We start from the raw sequence: 15704 nt of genomic DNA on the forward strand, positions 1-15704 counted from the left end.
GCACGTATACGAGTCCCTAGAGAGGGGTCGGCCGCATGATTGCAGGCATTTCGTCCCGCTCTACGGGGAGTCACGTCGCATCGGGAGAGACCATTGATAGGGCGCTGTGCTCTGTCTAGGCGAATCGGTTGTGCCAGTCGCCTCGTGACACATGTCATGCAAGCGACCATTCGATAGGCGAGAGGAAAGAACCATGACGAAGATTTACGAGGCGGCACTCGAGCGGGTCGCCCTGCCCACCGCGGCCTGGGATCTGACGAGCTTCCTGGAGAACGCGAAGTCCCAGATCCAGCTCTGGGGCGGGCTGCTGCTCATGCTCCTGGGTGCGGTCGGACTGGTCTGGGGCGGCGTGCTCCTGATCAAGAAGCTGATGGCTACCCCGCAGTCCGCGGGCCAGCAGCAGGGCTGGGGCACCATCGCCCTGCTCATCCTGGTCGGCGGCGCGCTCGGCACCGGCGGGTGGTCGCTGATCAACACCATCGGCTCCGGCGGCCAGAAGACCCTCGAGGACCTCGGCGGCGGCTCGGTCCTCGTGCAGACGGTCAGCCACGTACTGACCAGCGGCGTCCTGGGCTAAGCCCGGCGCGGCAGGAATCAACGGCCGGGCACACAAAGCGTCGACGGACCGCACCGGGCCGGTTGAGGTCACCAGGCCTCAACCGGCCCGGTGCGTCGTTTCCGGGGTCGGACGACGGCGCTGACGACGAGCAGGACAGGCAGAGCAAGGAACAGGACGAACGGGAACGGACATGGGGATCAAGGACAAGGCGCTGGCCTTCGGCAAGCGGTTCAAGCTCGACTCGCACCACGCAATCGAGCGCTTCGGGGTGTTCTTCGGCATCTTCGCTGTGATGGGGCTGGTCGTGGTGGCCGGCTCGGGTGCCGCCGCCTTCAAGGCGGGCAGCGACGCGGTGTCGCACACCGCGCTCTACAACACCGAGTTCACCTCCTCGAAGACCCAGCTCAAGGGCACGGTCGACGGGGTCTACACCAATCACACCGGCAACAGGGCACTGGTCATGATGCACTTCCCCGCCAGCGCGGCGATCTCGTACAACGCGGCGGACTACCAGGCCTTCCTGCTGGGCACCAACGACAAGCTGCAGACCGAGAAGGTCAGCACCAGCGGAATCAGGGGCACCTTCCACGTCTTCGGCTCGACCGGTTACGTCGGGGTCCTCCTGGACGCGGACCGGCCCTTCGACCGGCAGGTGCTCAACCTGACCGTCCGCGCGAACGCCGAGCTGACCTACGACGAGCGGCAGCAGAGCAGGGATGACGAGGTCGTGGGCGACTCGAGCTTCAAGAAGTACGACCAGTGGCGCGTGATCATCAACCCGGGTGCGTCGCGCACCACGGACATCCCGGCCCTGGACGCGGCCAGCTTCGACCCGGCCCGGGCCTATTACGACGTCGTGCTGAAGACCCAGGAGCAGCAGACGCGGGACAAGCTCGACCAGAAGCTGCTCGCGATGCGCACGAGCCTGAAGCAGGTCGAGTCGTACACCTCCGACCTGGCGACCACCAAGGTCGATGGGCTTTTCCTCCGTCCGCCGGCCGTTCCGACCTCCATCGCAGGTGATCAGGTGGCTGGTGCCTCGGCGGCCGAGGCCAAGGACGGGAAGGCGACGCTCGAGCTGAAGACGGGCCATGTCGTGCCCGGCGGGTTCGACTTCAACTGGCGCGCGGGCAACGTCTATGACGGCTACCTCGACACGCTCGTGCCCGCCGGGAAGGGCTATGTGCAGTTCCTCGCCGACAAGCGCGCCGAGGGCAGCGACAGCACGAGCCAGCAGGTCTCGGACATGAAGTGGGTCCTCTCCGACGGCACCGACCTGAAGAAGGACTACCGGTCCTCCGATGTGACGATGCGCCCGCTCACGAACGTGATGAACAACCTCTCCCAGGCCTACCAGGACTACGGCAAGGCCAAGTCGGAGTACCAGTCCGGGCTTCTGCTCGAGCTGCTCGGCCTGGACGTGAAGCTGCGCGATGTGCAGTCCAACAGCACTGCGAACTCGGCCGGGGACTTCCTGACCGTCTATCACTGAGCGCGCTCCACGGAGCGGGCAGTCACCACCCAGGCATCGAGCCGGAAAGGACAAGCTTATGGCCATCGACAAGCCGGCGCGGCGGGATGACCCGGCCCGGCGCGCTGCATCGCCCCGCGGGGACCGCAGGTCCGCCGACGGGGGTGCGAAGGAGGAGTCGCAGCCCCCTCGTCGTGAGGGGTCCGGCGAACGCCGCGCCGGGCCCCGTACCGGAGCGGCCTCCGCTCCTTCCCCGTCCGGGGATGCAGCCAAGGGCCTGCCGAAAACCCCGGGGGCCTCCCCCGCGCCGCAGCCCGTGGACCCGACGCCTGCGGGCCGCGGGTCGAAGCACCTGGGAGCCGCACCGGCCCCGGACGCAGGGGCTGCCGCTGGCAAGGCCGCACGTGCGGCCGACACAGCCAGCAAGACCAGCAAGGCTGCCAAGGCTGCCAAGAGCCTCGACGGTGTCGCCGCCGGGGCGGCCGGGGGAGCTGCCCGCAAGGCGGTCGAGGGTGACGGCAGCAGCGCGGTCCGCCGCGGTGCCGGCCGGTACGCGGGAGCGGCTGCCTCGGGAGCTGTCGCCGGGGCCCAGGCCGGAGCCGCCGCCGGCGGTGTCGGCGCGCTGCCCGGGGCAGCGGTCGGCGCTGCCAAGAATGTGGGCCTGGAGACCGGCAAGGATGCTGTCGACGGTGCGTCCAAGGTCACCGGCGGAGGTCCGGACGCCGAGCCTGCCGACAAGCGGCTCGGTGCCGGGGGCACCGGCTACGAGCGGACCTCGCAGAAGGAGAAGGACGGCCAGCTGCTGTCCAAGACCGCCAGGGGTGTCACCGTCGGCGGCACCGCGGCGGCCGCTCCCCCGGCTGCGGGGCTTCTCATGGTCATGGCCTTCCTGAAGTGGCTCAAGACCATGTTCTTCGCGATGCTCGCGATGGCCGCCAACGCGGCCAGCATGATCTGGGGTTTCATCCTTGGGATCGCCAAGGCGGTCGGGCACACCATCGCCGCACCGTTCATCGCACTGGTCGGGCTGGTCGGCAAGGCGGCAGGAGCCGTGTTCGGGGTCACCGTGACGGCCACCGTCGCCCCGGTGGCCACGGCCGCATCCGGGGTGGCTGCGGCCGTTGCCGCGGTGGCTGTGCTCAGCACGGTCCTCACGGGTGTGCTCGACCAGGCCGGCCTCGATGGCGGCCGCGGCTCGACCATGACCAACTGCATCGTCAATGTCAGCCGCAACGGCCCAGGCGCTGACGTCCCGGCGAACACCGAGGCGAACGCCCGGGCGGTCTACTCCGTGCTGAAGACCTGGGGTATGCCCGAGGAGAACATCGCGGGCATCCTGGGCAACTGGTCGCAGGAGTCGGGCGTGGACCCCACCAGTGTGGAAGGCATCTACAACGAGCCCTACCAGATCGGCCCGCGCAAGCAGACCGCCTGGGACGGGAACTTCACGCACATCCCCGGCCAGTCGCACGGCGGCATCGGTCTGGGCCAGTGGTCGAACGGGCGCACCACGATGCTCCTGGATTATGCCAAGTCCAAGAACCTGGACTGGTACACCATCAAGGCCCAGCTGGCATTCATGGCGGAGGGCGACAGCCCGGGGGACGTGGCCGTGTTCAAGGACATGATCAAGACCTCGCAGGGCTCTCCCTCTGCTGCTGCACTGCACTTCCACGACAAGTGGGAGCGCTCGGCCGACAACGCTTCACAGCTGCAGGAGCGTAAGGCCGACGCCGAGATGTGGTTCGGCAAGATGAGCGGCTGGACCGTCGACACCTCGGTCGTGGGCGGGGTCCAGGACATCGTGGGCGGCATTGTCGACACGGTCGGCAGCGGGATCCGCTCCATCTTCGGCAACTGCGACAGCGACACCAAGGTGCGCCCGGGCAGCCTCGTCGACGGCGGCATGAACGAGGAGCAGGCCCGGCAGCTGATCGACCTGTACAACCAGGAGGGCGACAAGTTCCTGGACGACAAGTACGGCGCTGGCGGACCGGGCTCCTGCGGCGACAACCACGCCATGAACTGCGTGTCGTTCTCGGTCTACTTCATGAACAAGTACACCTCGTTCCAGCAGTACCCGCCGGGCGACGGCATCCAGACAGCCCACGCGATCGCGTCCATGACGGGCAAGCAGGTCTCGAGTACGCCGACGGCGTACTCGGTCGGTTCCGGGCCGGGCACGGGGTCCGCGGGCCACACCCTCGTGGTGCTGGGCGTGCAGGGCGACAAGGTCATCCTCGGTGAGGCCGGCTACTGCGCGTTCATGGGCCGCGTTCGCGTTGACAGTGCGGAGCGGATGAAGTCCGAGGGGTGGGTGTTCGTCGACGTCACGGAGCTCATCACCACGGGCGGCAACCTGCCGGCGTAGCCGGCGGAAGCAGGGCCGGTGTCCGGACGATCCGGGCACCGGCCCTTTCTGCGTCCCGATCCGTGCGCAGTGACCTGTCGAATGGGGCAGACTCGTTATTGAATGACCATTACAGATAGACTTGGAGTCATATATGAGGACAACGCGAGAAAGGGCGGGCATCGTGACGAGTGCGGACGATGATGCGCGTGGCAGGGCCGGGGACACGGTCAAGGACGAGGACGGCGCGCCGAAGAAGCTGAAGGCCCCCGCCACCCGCAGGCGGGTCAGCGGGGTCGAACTCGAGGCCCGCTTCGAGGGCTGGCGCTCCGAGCGGCGCGGAGAGCGGCAGGCACGCACTCCGGAGGAGTCGGCGCGGCGGACGCGCCTGGTTTTGAGCGCCGCAATGGGCGTGGCGATCCTCGGGCTCGCGGCGGCCGCGGGAGTGAGCGGCAAGGGATTCGAGGTGGAGCACGCGGCCAACGCCGACCGGATCTCCGCGCTCCAGGTCCAGATCGAGGATGCCAGGAGCACTCCGGTCGCCCCGGATCTGCCCGGAAAGATGACGCGGCTGATGGAGGCAGCCGCAAAGGACGCCCAGAAGGTCGCGGAGGCCCAGCAGCGCTTCGCGCAGCTGCACCACGAGGCGGCGACACAGCCCAATGCGGGCAACGGTACGCCGAACGCGGCGACACTGCAGATCGCCGAGCACCGCCGGACGCTGGCACCCCTGTTCAGCCCGCGCTCGTTCCTGGCCGACGAGAAGGGGGCCTACTCCTGGACCTCTGTGACGCCGTTCGACCCGAGCACGCAGATCGACCCGCGGTTCCCCTGGTACGTGCGCTACGAGGGTTTGAAGGCTTCCTCGCCCGGAGCGTACGCCTGGTCGGTCGAGTCAGTAATGCCGGACCTCGCCACCCAGGACGCCACGGGCACCACGCGCACGGCGCGGGTGATCTGGCTGTGCCGGGACACCGCGGGTGGACAGGTGCTGGCGTGGGCGAACGCGGCCTACTCCTACGACGGGAAGGCCGCGACTTTCGCGGATCTCAAGGTCGTGGTGACCGCCGCCGGCGCGGAGCACCAGCAGGGCGAATCGACGACGGGCAACGGAAGCGGAGAGGGCTGATGATGCAGGAGCAGCAGATTGACGGCACGGACGAAACGGCAGCGCCGGAACCGGGCTTCATGCGGCGCAACGCCCTGGTGGTCGGGGTCGCGGTACTGCTGGTTACCGCCGTGACGGTGACCGGCCTGACATGGGGGTCCCAGCGCAGTGCACTGGATCAGCAGCAGCAGACGATCACGGGCCTTCAGGGCCAGCTTGCCTCGGTCGGGACCGCGAAGTCCGAGCAGGTCGAGCAGGATGTCATGCAGTCGCTCGGCGTGAGCCAGAGCCGGATCCACGACGACACGCAGATCGTGGACCGCCTGGTGAAGACGGCATTCACCTGGGACTCCGGCCAGGCCTACGAGGCCGCTCGCCGGGACCTGAAAGAGCGCTACCACCTGTCCGAGGACGAGCAGTTCCTGAAGCAGTTCATGCCGCCGGCGCGCTTCAACGAAGACGCCGCGGGCAAGCGCTACTACTACATCGACACCCAAGGGCTGAACTCGGCGGTCAATGCCGACGCGGACCTCGAGGTCGTGAAGGTCACCGCGGACGAGTACACGTATGCCGTGCAGATCGAGGTGGCGGCTACCTCCGATGCGGTGTCCCAGAACAAGGTGGCACCGGACCGGGTCAAGTCGTACCGGACCGTGCTGGTGTACCTCACCGTCGACGCGCAAGGGAAGGTCTCTGGCCTGTCCGCCATTCCCACTGGCGGTTCGACTCGTCATTCCAGATGATCCGACTCCCTTTCGACTCATCTTCTTGATAGAGTTGTACTGGTATTCGAGACGAAGAGCGAGTTGAGGGGCAATGGCATCGACAAAGATCGGCGAGTCGGATGTGCAGGCTGACAAGCCTGTCCGCAAGACCCGCTTCGTGGCCGCGCCGGACGCCGGTGCGGCACCGGGCGACGCCGACCCCACTGGGGACGGAAATGTCCCGGGTGCGCTGATGAGCCGCAGGGCGGCCATCGGCGGGGTGTGCACGGGGGCAGCTGCGCTGCTCTGCTTCCTGGTCGGCGCAGGTCTCTCTGGTGGCGAGGCCACCGTCAGCCACGACAAGGCTCAGCAGATCGTCTCCCTGCGCGAGCAGATCCGCACCGCCGAGGTGCGCACCGACGCCCTCCCGGAGGCCAAGGACGCTGACCGCGCCCTGGTCACGGCACAGGGAGCTGCGGAACAGATCGCCCGGTTGCAGAACGAGTACCGCTACCTGACACCCTCGGTGGCGGACTCGGGCGGGACGCTGGACCAGGCTGCCGCCGAGCCGACGCGCCGGAACCTCACCCCGTACTTCGCCCCCGACGTCGGGCAGGCCACTCTCCAACCCTGGTACCTGCTGGCCTCCGACAAGGACGTCGCCGCGGGCAACGAGATTCCGATGAGCTTCGACTCCGGCTTCAAGTGGGTCGCCCAGCACCCTTACTCGGTCGAGGTGGACGGCACGATCCGGGTCACCTGGTTGGCGGTGCAGACCCGCCCGGCGGCCGGGCAGGCCCCGGCGGTACTGGCCTGGGCCCGGGCTGACTACGACATGACCCGCAAGAGCTTCTCCGGGGTCCAGACCGGAACGACGACCACGGGCGAGGCCCTGCGGCAGGAGGTGAAGGCACCGTGATCGAGGACGTGAAGGACTGGGTGCGCGCGAGGGCCGGGAAGGTCCTGGTCTGCAGCACCGGAACGCTGCTGGCGCTGTCGCTGCTCTCTCTGGCCCCGGCGCTGCTGGCCGACGGTTCGGCGGACGCCGACGCCAAGGCCGACCAGCTCATCGTCCAGCTCCAGGGCAAGCAGGAGGACGCGCAGGCGGCACTTGAGACCAACCATGCCCGGTTGCTGGCTGCCCTGCCGGGGATGGATGCCGAGCGGGCCGACCGGGACCGGGCCGCAGTGCGCTCGGTGCTGCTGAGCCTGACGGATTCTTCGGCCGCCTCGCGGACCGTCAAGGAGACGCAGGCCGCCCTCGACGCCCGGTACGGGTTTCTCGGGACCTTGTCCCGGACCCTCACCGAGTTCATCCCGGAGTGGATGGCAGCGACCGGTGCCGGAAAGGGCGCGGGGACGGCGTACCAGCTGGCCGACTTCGACGTCGACGTTGCCGCGGTGAAGGGCCTGGACTACTCCTACATCGGAGTGGCGCGCCTGGACCCGGTGTCCGCCGACGGCAAGTCCACGGCCAAAAGTGAGTACGTGGTCTTCACCTTCGCCACCGGACAGGACGGCACGGTCGCCTCGTTCGAAGCGTACCGGGCCTCGGGCCGGACGCGGGACCAGCTTGCCGCGCAGAGGCCACCTGCCTCTGCTTCACCGGCCGATACCGCCAGCCCCGGACCCAGCCACAGCGGCTGACCGGCGGGACACCCGCACAGACACGACACGACACGACAACCACGAAGGACGAGACGAATGACGATCCAGACTCTGGACAAGACCGGCAGCGCGACCGAGCACGAAGCCCGGGTGGAGGCTGCCACTGCAGTCCCCGTCGAGAAGGCCCCGGTCAAGCCGAAGGCCGGGCGTGGCCCTTCGAAGCTGGCCGGCGCGCTGCGCCGCCTGGCCCCCGGGAAGGGCTCCGGCGGGTCGCCGGTGCTGATCTGGGCGGTGTTCTTCCGCTCGGTCGTGCTCATCGCCGACTACGTGCTGGCCTCGATGACTGCGATGGTCGTGATCCCGATGCTCGGCGCGTGGCTGCACCGGCAGTCGGGCGCAGCAAGCGGCGACCTGACCATGGCCGGGACCGTCGCGATGTGGATCGCCCCGCTGCTGTTTGTGGTCCTGTTGCTGGCCGCCGCGGAGATCGCTGCGATGCGCGGGATGTGGCGCTGGTCCACCTGCCGGATCCAGGCTGTGCGCGACGCCCGCACCCCGGCGCTGGCCCCGGCCACCGCCGCCCCCAGGACCCCCCGCCCGAGCAAGAAGACCAACCGGAAGAGGAGCAACTGATGCGCACTGCTGGACTGATGATGAACGACGTGTGGGCCGACCGGGCCCTGCGGGAGCGTGGCGTGCAGGCGCACCGCTACGACGGCCTCGATGCCCAGATCGGGGTGCTGGTCGACTCTGTCGAGCTCAAGCACCGCGGCAAGGAGGAGAACTACCGGCCCTACCTGCACGTCGTGGGCGAGCTGCGCTCGATCACTCCCGCCGAGCCGCTGCCGTACGGGATCACCCAGGTGACCTACTCGCACGGCCAGGGCGAGAAGGTCGACGCCTTCTACGAGTTCGACGACGAGCAGCTGGTCGCACTGGCGGCCAAGGGCTACTTCAGCCCTTCGTTCACCGTGCCCGACCAGCTCACGGGGATCGAGTGGGAGCTGCCCGCCAGGGTGGATGCCCTCGTGCTCACCCCGTCCGGGGACCAGGCCGATGCCCCCGTGGTCTTCATGAACGTGCACCGCATCGCCGATCTCGAGATCGACCTGGCCTCCACCGAGTACGATCTGGCGGCCTACTTCGCTGATCGCTCCAAGGATGGTCATGGTCCGGTTGAGTCCGTCGTCGACCAGCGGGGCCTGCGGGCCCGCTCCGACGCGATCAACTCGCTGTTCAGCGAGGACGAGCTCGACTTGGTCGCGCAGGCGGAGAACCTCCAGCGGCCGGAGGCGCAGCAGCCGGCTGCCGAGGGCGTCACCGCGCAGTTGCTGGCGGTCGAGGCCGAGATCACCGCGGAGCGCGAGCAGTATCAGGCTGAGCTGGAGCGCACTGAGGGCACGCCCGAGCACCTGTACCACCAGCGTGTGGCCCCGGCCCTGCACCTGGACGGACCGGAGGATACTGCCGCCCCTGCGGACGCGGAGCCGGATGCCGGCGCGACCCACGATCTGGACTTTGGTCTGGATGAGGAGGCCACCGGGCAGGAGGTGCCCGCGCCGACGCTCGAGGAGCGCAAGCGCGAGGCCTCCCGCCGCGCCGCCGACCTCGACTTCGGCGAGGAAGACGGGCACGGTCTGGGCCGCTGAGGCCGAGGCGGGCAGAGCAGTCAGGACGGGCCCCGGTCGCTGGAGGACGGCGGCCGGGGTTCTGTGCATTCACACGACGGAGGGATGAGGCGGGATGGGCCTGAAGCAGTCAGTGGTCATCGTCAACGAGTTCAGTGTGCCGCTGCCCGGCGGCAAGGGGTCCCGGGGCGGCACCCCCGGCGACTACGTCACCCGGTACATGGCGCGCGAGCAGGCGACTGAGTCGCTCGCGCCGATCCAGCGGCTGCGCACGGACGACTTCATCCTGCGCTACATGGCCCGCGAGAGCGCGGTCGAGCGCGCCGGGACGAGCAGGGTCGAGGCCAAGACGACAATGCGCCAGGCCCAGGGCGATGGCGGCGTGGCCTTCGGCTACGGCTCAGTGTCGCTCTCCGACGAGCAGCTGCGGGCTGCGTCCCGGGACATCCAGAAGCACTTCGAGAGCGGCAAGACGGTGCTGAAGACCGTGCTCTCCTTCGATGAGGAATACCTGAAACGGCACCGCATCGTCGGCGAGGACTTTCACTGCGAAGGCCGCGGGGACTACCGCGGCCACATCGACCAGATGAAGCTGCGGATGGCGATCATGCACGGGCTGGAGCGGATGAGCTCGGGCACGAGCGGTTTCGACGACCTGCGCTACGTCGGCGTGATCCAGGTCGACACCGAGCACGTCCACTGCCACCTGGCGATGGTCGACGCCGGACACGGCCACCTGGCCAAGGACGGCACCCAGCGGGGCAAGCTTCTGGATCGGCACAAGTCCCGGTTGCGGCGCGGCGTGGACGCCTGGCTGGACGAGAAGCAGGTCGTCGCGCACCTGTCCAGCGCCGTCGGTTACGAGCGCAGGAACGTGACGACCTTCATCAAGCGCTGGGCACACGAGCGCATGCGCTCAGAGGCCCTCCCCCAGTTCCTGCTGGCCTGCCTGCCCGCCGACCGCTCGCTGTGGCGCGCCGGAACCAACGATCTGCGGATGCGCAAAGCCAACCGTCTGGTCTCCGAGCTGGTGGCCGAGCAGCTGGAGCGGCCGGGCTCTCCGCTGCCGGCGGCAATGGAGAGGGTCGTGGAGTACGCCAATCAGCGCCGCGAGGCCGAGGGCCTGCCCACCGACGCGTGGCAGCGCCTGGTCGACGCGGGCCGCAACCAGATCACCGAGCGGGCGGTCAACGGGGTCTACCAGATGCTGCGCGCCCTGCCCGAGGAGGAGCTGCGGGTGCGTACGCCGATGCTTGAGGTGATGGGTATGGACTACGCCGAGATGGCCGCCCTGGCCGCAGAGCGCCAGCAGCAGCACGGCAGCTCGGAGGACGATGTCGTCTCCTTCGGCTTCCGGCTGCGCAGCTATGCCTCCCGCCTGCAGCATCACAAGTCCAAGGCCAGCGCCTACCGCGACCTGGCCCGGCAATGGGAGCGTGCCGAGAAGGCCGAAGTGGCCGTAGAGGACTCCCGGCCGCTCTACGACTTCTACCGCTACGAAGAGGACTGGCACCGGCGGGTGATGAGCAAGTACCAGCACTTCCTGCCGTTTGTCGGCGACGCCAGCCAGTGGTACGCCCAGCAGCAGGAGGTCGCCGCGTACGGCCAGCGCCTGCTCTCGCTGATGGCGCTGCGCCAGGACGCCTCGCTGCAGCGGATGAAGGACGCCGACCAGGCCGAGGAGATGGGCCGCGAGATCTACGGCCAGCCCGGCGGACGGCACCTGACCGCGGGCAAGGCCGGACGGGCGGTGCTGGACGCGCGCATCGAGACGATGAAGCAGGTCTACGACGAACGGCTCCAGGAGCTGCGCACCGACCTGGCCGACTCGGGGCTGGTGCTCGTCGCCGGTCCTGCTGACCAGCGCCGCGCCGTCGCCGGCGGGGATCCGGAGGTCTCCACCCAGCTGTCGATCGAGACCGGGACGGTGCACCCCTTCGACGAGGTCAAGGCACTGGACCTCCATCACCTGGGCTACGACTTCGTGGCCGATGTCGAGATCGGCGAGCGGGCCCGGCGGGAGTTCACCGCAGCCGCGGCCGAACGCCGCCGGCTGCTGCTGGCGGCCATGGAGTACCTCGACCAGTCAGGCCAGTCCGAGGCGATCGCCGACCTCCCTGTCGACGACATCGCCGCGATGACCCGGGTCTCGCGGGAACTGGTTCCGGTGGAGGACGGCTCCACGCGGCCGGTTCTGCGTTCGAGGATCGCGGCGCTGCGCGAAGAGCAGGAACAGGCGGCCCGGATGCGCCGTTCGAAGGCCCACTCGCTCGACGCCGGCCTGGTGGTGCGTGTCCAGCAGCGGGTCGACGCCGCGGTGGCTGGTGCCGGGGTCCTCCCCGGCCACGAGCAGGAGCCGGCAGGCCGGTCCGACGGCATCCAGCACGAGTAGGAACACGAGTCGAAAGATCATTCGAATGGTTGCGGAATGCTCTATAGGAGTATTAGTGTATAGAGCAGTTCGGCACTGCACTTCGGGGCTTTGCTCGGACGACGTGAATGATCAAGGCCGTTCTGCCGAGTGGCGGACGGAACGACGAAAGGACGAGATCATGGCACTTCTCAAGGGCAAGGGCGCAATGACCGGGGTCAACCTCATCGCCAAGGTCTATGACAACGGCGCGACCAAGGACGGCAAGTCGCACTACGCCGACATCCAGGTCGACGGCCGCGACTCGCGCGGACCGGAGCAGAGCAACCTGCACCTGAAGTCCGAGCGCGTGAAGGGACCGGACGGCAAGGAACGCTTCGCCAACACCGCCCCCTACTCGGTGGGCCAGCTGGAGGAGATCGTCAAGGCCGCGGGCCCGAATACGGAGCCGCTGCTCAACAAGGACGGCGAGAAGGTCGGCACCGTCTACGGCTTCAAGGGCAACGTGATGCCGGCCTCGCGCGGCACCGGTCTGGTGGTCAACACCAAGTCCGTGGAGGCCAGCGACTTCAAGGTCGACGCCAAGACCCTGGACAACCAGTTCGCCTCCATGAAGGCGGCCAAGGAGGCCCAGGCGGCTGCCAAGCAGAGCCAGGCCGGTCCGGAGCAGACCGCCCAGGCCGAGCAGGTCGTCGAGGCCGAGGCCCCCGCGGTCGGCTGACACCGATCCACGGCTCAGCAGAACTCATTGAAAGGCCCCCGGAGAGACCTCTCCGGGGGCCTTTCGCATAGAGAGGAACGAATCATCATGGCAGATCTCAGTAAAGGTTCCCAGGGCCGACCGGAGCACGGCCAGCGCCCGACGTCGTGTACGCCCGAGCAGCTGGCGGCGATCCGCGGGGCCACCCCCGATACCGGAGAGCAGCGGGGCCCGAGCTCGCAGGCGGGCCTCGGCGCGGTGCGGGGTCCTCGATACAGCGTGCCCTCCTCCCCCGCTCCCGGCCAGCCGGGCTCGAGGTTCAACCCCAACGTGGTCGAGCGGCGGCCGCGCCCGCAGGCTGAGCCGGCACCGGGGATGATCACTTCAGCGGATGTGCCGAAGCCGGAATCGTCCCGGCAGGAGCAGCCCCAGGCGAAGCAGGCCCATGCCGGCGGCACGGTTCAGGGTCCGGTGAAGGTCCCGCTCACCCAACGGGCAGCCGGGTCGAAGGTCGGACAGGCCGTGCAGTCCGCGGGCCTCCGCGAGGGAGCCAGGCGGCTCGGCACCGAGGCCATGCAGGATGCCGCGGCCCACGCCCAACGTGCCCAGCAGTCTGGTGCATCGACCAGGGGCGTCGCCGCCAGCGCCGCCAGGGGAGCTGCCGTGGGTGCAGCCCGCGGGCTGCACACGGAGCTGGCCGGACATGGCGGACAGAAGGCCCCCCAGGGCTCCGCTGCCGGGGCGGACCTGGTCGGGCGGATGGGCTCGGTTGTCGGCCGTAGTGCTCAGGAGCAGCTGCCGGGCACCTCGCCGCAGGGACGGAAGCCGGTCAGCGAGAGGTACGACTATCAGTTCGAGGGCCAGGGCGGGCCCGAGGGCACCGAGCAGCAGCGCGGGGCCTGAGACAGGCACGGAGGAGGAGAAGGCTATGGCGACGAACGATCCCAGCCCACAGAGCGGCACGAGCCTGCTGGAGCTGGGCCTGGACGAGATCACGGCCCCGGACGAGGGCAAGGACATGTGGGCGGAGGCCGGGCGCGCACTGGTCGACCGCGTGGGTGCCTCGATGCGTCAGCAGCGCGAGGCGAACGAGCGGGCACGGCGCGACCGGGAGTCCAGCAGGCCGCTGAGCGAGCGGTACGACTACCAGTTCGAGCAGGATGGGGCTTCGTCCCAGGAGGACCGCCAGCTAGGGCTGTGACAGCACCCCTACGGAGTGAATGGCCAGGAGGCCCCCGGATATGAGTCCGGGGGCCTTTCGCCGTCCTATCACAGTCGCGCCGAATGGTGCCATGATAGACTTTCGACTGATCTATCAGATGAATTCAAGTCTTGGCGAGAGGTCTTCCACGGCATGTTCCATGAAGTGCACCTGAATGAGGGCTATCCGCTCCTGTCGAAGCTGTCGGACCCGCTCAAGAGGGCCGAGCGCGAGATCGTCGGCCGCGAGCACGAGAAGCTCCAGCTGCTGGCCTCGATGAGCAGGCCGGAGCTGTGCAACGCCCTGCTCCTGGCCGAGGCAGGTACGGGTAAGACCGCTCTCGTCCAGGCCACGATGGCCGCTGACGCCGAGCGGCTCTATCTCGAGGTCGATCCGTCGCGAATGATCTCCGAGGCCGGCGACTCGGACCGCATGGCCGCCATGCTCAAGGGCTTCTTCGACGAGGCCGAGCACTTCGTGGCGGACGAGAAGCAGGAGCTGGTCCTGTTCATCGACGAGTTCCACCAGATCATCCAGCTTTCCGATGCAGCGGTTGAGGCGATCAAGCCGGTGCTGGCGGCTTCCGGGGCACGCGGCATCCGAATCATCGCCGCGACGACCTATGACGAGTTCCACAGGCACATTGCGCCGAATCAGCCGCTGGTTGAACGGCTGCAGCGCATCAACCTGACGCCGCCGGGCCAGGAGACGACGATCCGGATTCTGCAGGGCATGGCCGAGCACTACGACGTCGCCGACCAGTTCTACGACGACCACATCTACCGGCAGATCTATGAGTACACCGAGCGCTACATGCCGGCGAGCTCGCAGCCGCGCAAGTCGATCCTGGTGCTGGACAGCATGGTTGGCTGGCACCGCCTCACCAAGCGGGCGCTGGACCGCGATCTGCTCTCGGACGTGCTCCAGGAGTCTCTGGGCGTCAACGTTGCCTTCAAGGTCGACGGCGCGAGGATCAAGGAGCAGCTGGACTCGAAGGTGTTCAGCCAGGACCTGGCCACGCGTGCGGTCGCGCGGCGGCTGCAGCTGTCGGTCGCGGACCTGAACGACAAGGGCCGGCCGGAGGCCTCGCTGCTGTTCACGGGGTCGACCGGCGTGGGTAAGACCGAGCTTGCCAAGCAGCTGGCACGGCTGCTCTTCGGTGACGACCAGCGCCACCTGATCCGCTTCGACATGTCCGAGTACGCCCAGGACTCCTCGATGGACCTGTTCCGCTCCGAGCTGACGAAGCGGGTCTGGGACCTCTCGCACGCCGTACTGCTGTTCGACGAGGTCGAAAAGGCCTCGGCGATGGTCACCCGCCTGCTGCTGCAGGTGCTCGACGACGGCCGGCTCTCCGACGACAACAATCGCGAGGTCAGCTTCCTGAACACTTACATCGTCATGACGACGAACGCAGGCTCGGAGATTTACAAGACCATCGCGCAGTACGCGGCCGACGACACGGGCTCGGGCGAGCAGCTGCTGAAGTACGACAAGCTCATCCGCCGCTCGATCACCGAGACCTCGGCGGATAACCGCTTCCCGCCCGAGCTGCTGGGCCGTATCGACGCCATCGTCCCGTTCCAGCCGCTCTCTGAGGACACGCAGCGCAAGATCGTGCGCAACAAGCTGCGCCACATGGTGCAGGAGGTCCTCATCAAGCACAACGTGCGGGTGGACATCGACCAGAGGGTCTTGCAGTACCTCATCGACGACAAGGGCGACACCGACTCCAATGCCGGCGGTGCCCGTGGCGCGGTGGCGAAGATGACCGACGAGGTCACCACCGGAGTGGCGACGTTCATCAACGAGCATCCCTCTGAGCGGCGGATCCGGATCGACGTCGTCGGCGAGTTGGCGAGCGACCACAAGGACATGCTCACCTCCGATGCGTGCATCGAGGTGAGCGCCGTGCGCTGATCTGCGCCAGCGGCCATTGCGGGCCATTCGGCGTCGTGTCGAATTGTCTATCATTGCACCTATCGACTCATAAGCGATAGAATA

The 15704-nt window shown here is 68.1% G+C and carries 14 protein-coding genes; all 14 read left to right on the plus strand.

Annotated elements, in window-relative coordinates:
* Window positions 1-193: 193 nt before the first annotated feature.
* The 14 genes from AC1DIP_RS06055 to AC1DIP_RS06120 all read left to right on the plus strand — a co-directional run bounded on the left by AC1DIP_RS06055 (window position 194) and on the right by AC1DIP_RS06120 (window position 15620).
* On the plus strand, window positions 194-577 hold the full coding sequence (locus tag AC1DIP_RS06055) for a hypothetical protein (protein WP_056387364.1): 384 nt from the start codon (window positions 194-196) through the stop codon (window positions 575-577).
* A gap of 172 nt (window positions 578-749) precedes the next feature.
* Window positions 750-2051, plus strand: a complete 1302-nt coding sequence (locus AC1DIP_RS06060; protein ID WP_477733221.1) for a hypothetical protein — start codon at window positions 750-752, stop codon at window positions 2049-2051.
* 58 nt (window positions 2052-2109) lie between these two features.
* On the plus strand, window positions 2110-4401 hold the full coding sequence (locus tag AC1DIP_RS06065; RefSeq protein WP_477733222.1) for a phage tail tip lysozyme: 2292 nt from the start codon (window positions 2110-2112) through the stop codon (window positions 4399-4401).
* 133 nt (window positions 4402-4534) lie between these two features.
* Window positions 4535-5509 (plus strand): hypothetical protein, encoded by a 975-nt coding sequence (locus AC1DIP_RS06070; protein ID WP_477733223.1) that lies wholly within the window; start codon window positions 4535-4537, stop codon window positions 5507-5509.
* Window positions 5509-6231, plus strand: coding sequence for a hypothetical protein (locus tag AC1DIP_RS06075; protein WP_477733224.1), 723 nt, complete (start codon window positions 5509-5511; stop codon window positions 6229-6231). Before AC1DIP_RS06070 ends, AC1DIP_RS06075 begins: the two co-directional genes overlap by 1 nt.
* Before the next feature lie 73 nt (window positions 6232-6304).
* Complete coding sequence (locus AC1DIP_RS06080) at window positions 6305-7111, plus strand: hypothetical protein (protein WP_477733225.1); 807 nt, start codon at window positions 6305-6307, stop codon at window positions 7109-7111.
* Window positions 7108-7839: a hypothetical protein gene (locus tag AC1DIP_RS06085; protein ID WP_477733226.1), complete on the plus strand. Its 732-nt coding sequence runs from the start codon at window positions 7108-7110 to the stop codon at window positions 7837-7839. The genes AC1DIP_RS06080 and AC1DIP_RS06085 overlap by 4 nt, the downstream gene beginning before the upstream one ends.
* A 57-nt stretch (window positions 7840-7896) precedes the next feature.
* Window positions 7897-8433 carry a hypothetical protein gene (locus AC1DIP_RS06090; RefSeq protein WP_477733227.1) on the plus strand — a complete coding sequence of 179 codons (537 nt, stop codon included), beginning with the start codon at window positions 7897-7899 and terminating at the stop codon, window positions 8431-8433.
* The gene (locus tag AC1DIP_RS06095) at window positions 8433-9449 is read left to right on the plus strand and encodes a hypothetical protein (protein WP_477733228.1); all 1017 of its coding nucleotides are present in this window, start codon (window positions 8433-8435) and stop codon (window positions 9447-9449) included. Before AC1DIP_RS06090 ends, AC1DIP_RS06095 begins: the two co-directional genes overlap by 1 nt.
* Window positions 9450-9543: 94 nt before the next feature.
* On the plus strand, window positions 9544-11820 hold the full coding sequence (gene mobL / locus AC1DIP_RS06100) for a relaxase MobL (RefSeq protein WP_477733229.1): 2277 nt from the start codon (window positions 9544-9546) through the stop codon (window positions 11818-11820).
* 160 nt (window positions 11821-11980) lie between these two features.
* Entirely contained in the window at window positions 11981-12520 is a 540-nt protein-coding gene (locus tag AC1DIP_RS06105) for a hypothetical protein (RefSeq protein ID WP_477733230.1), read from the plus strand.
* Window positions 12521-12607: 87 nt separating this feature from the next.
* On the plus strand, window positions 12608-13402 hold the full coding sequence (locus tag AC1DIP_RS06110; protein ID WP_477733231.1) for a hypothetical protein: 795 nt from the start codon (window positions 12608-12610) through the stop codon (window positions 13400-13402).
* Between the two features lie 25 nt (window positions 13403-13427).
* Entirely contained in the window at window positions 13428-13700 is a 273-nt protein-coding gene (locus AC1DIP_RS06115; protein ID WP_477733232.1) for a hypothetical protein, read from the plus strand.
* 153 nt (window positions 13701-13853) lie between these two features.
* Complete coding sequence (locus AC1DIP_RS06120; RefSeq protein WP_477733233.1) at window positions 13854-15620, plus strand: AAA family ATPase; 1767 nt, start codon at window positions 13854-13856, stop codon at window positions 15618-15620.
* Window positions 15621-15704: the final 84 nt, after the last annotated feature.

Source organism: Pseudarthrobacter sp. 05T312, from assembly GCF_056396685.1.

Excerpts from the sequence above, each read along its gene's own strand:
- AC1DIP_RS06055 (WP_056387364.1), top strand. The coding sequence starts at position 194 with ATGACGAAGATTTACGAGGCGGCACTCGAGCGGGTCGCCCTGCCCACC.
- AC1DIP_RS06060 (WP_477733221.1), top strand. The coding sequence starts at position 750 with ATGGGGATCAAGGACAAGGCGCTGGCCTTCGGCAAGCGGTTCAAGCTC.
- AC1DIP_RS06065 (WP_477733222.1), top strand. The coding sequence starts at position 2,110 with ATGGCCATCGACAAGCCGGCGCGGCGGGATGACCCGGCCCGGCGCGCT.
- AC1DIP_RS06070 (WP_477733223.1), top strand. The coding sequence starts at position 4,535 with ATGAGGACAACGCGAGAAAGGGCGGGCATCGTGACGAGTGCGGACGAT.
- AC1DIP_RS06075 (WP_477733224.1), top strand. The coding sequence starts at position 5,509 with ATGATGCAGGAGCAGCAGATTGACGGCACGGACGAAACGGCAGCGCCG.
- AC1DIP_RS06080 (WP_477733225.1), top strand. The coding sequence starts at position 6,305 with ATGGCATCGACAAAGATCGGCGAGTCGGATGTGCAGGCTGACAAGCCT.
- AC1DIP_RS06090 (WP_477733227.1), top strand. The coding sequence starts at position 7,897 with ATGACGATCCAGACTCTGGACAAGACCGGCAGCGCGACCGAGCACGAA.
- AC1DIP_RS06095 (WP_477733228.1), top strand. The coding sequence starts at position 8,433 with ATGCGCACTGCTGGACTGATGATGAACGACGTGTGGGCCGACCGGGCC.
- mobL (WP_477733229.1), top strand. The coding sequence starts at position 9,544 with ATGGGCCTGAAGCAGTCAGTGGTCATCGTCAACGAGTTCAGTGTGCCG.
- AC1DIP_RS06105 (WP_477733230.1), top strand. The coding sequence starts at position 11,981 with ATGGCACTTCTCAAGGGCAAGGGCGCAATGACCGGGGTCAACCTCATC.
- AC1DIP_RS06110 (WP_477733231.1), top strand. The coding sequence starts at position 12,608 with ATGGCAGATCTCAGTAAAGGTTCCCAGGGCCGACCGGAGCACGGCCAG.
- AC1DIP_RS06115 (WP_477733232.1), top strand. The coding sequence starts at position 13,428 with ATGGCGACGAACGATCCCAGCCCACAGAGCGGCACGAGCCTGCTGGAG.
- AC1DIP_RS06120 (WP_477733233.1), top strand. The coding sequence starts at position 13,854 with ATGTTCCATGAAGTGCACCTGAATGAGGGCTATCCGCTCCTGTCGAAG.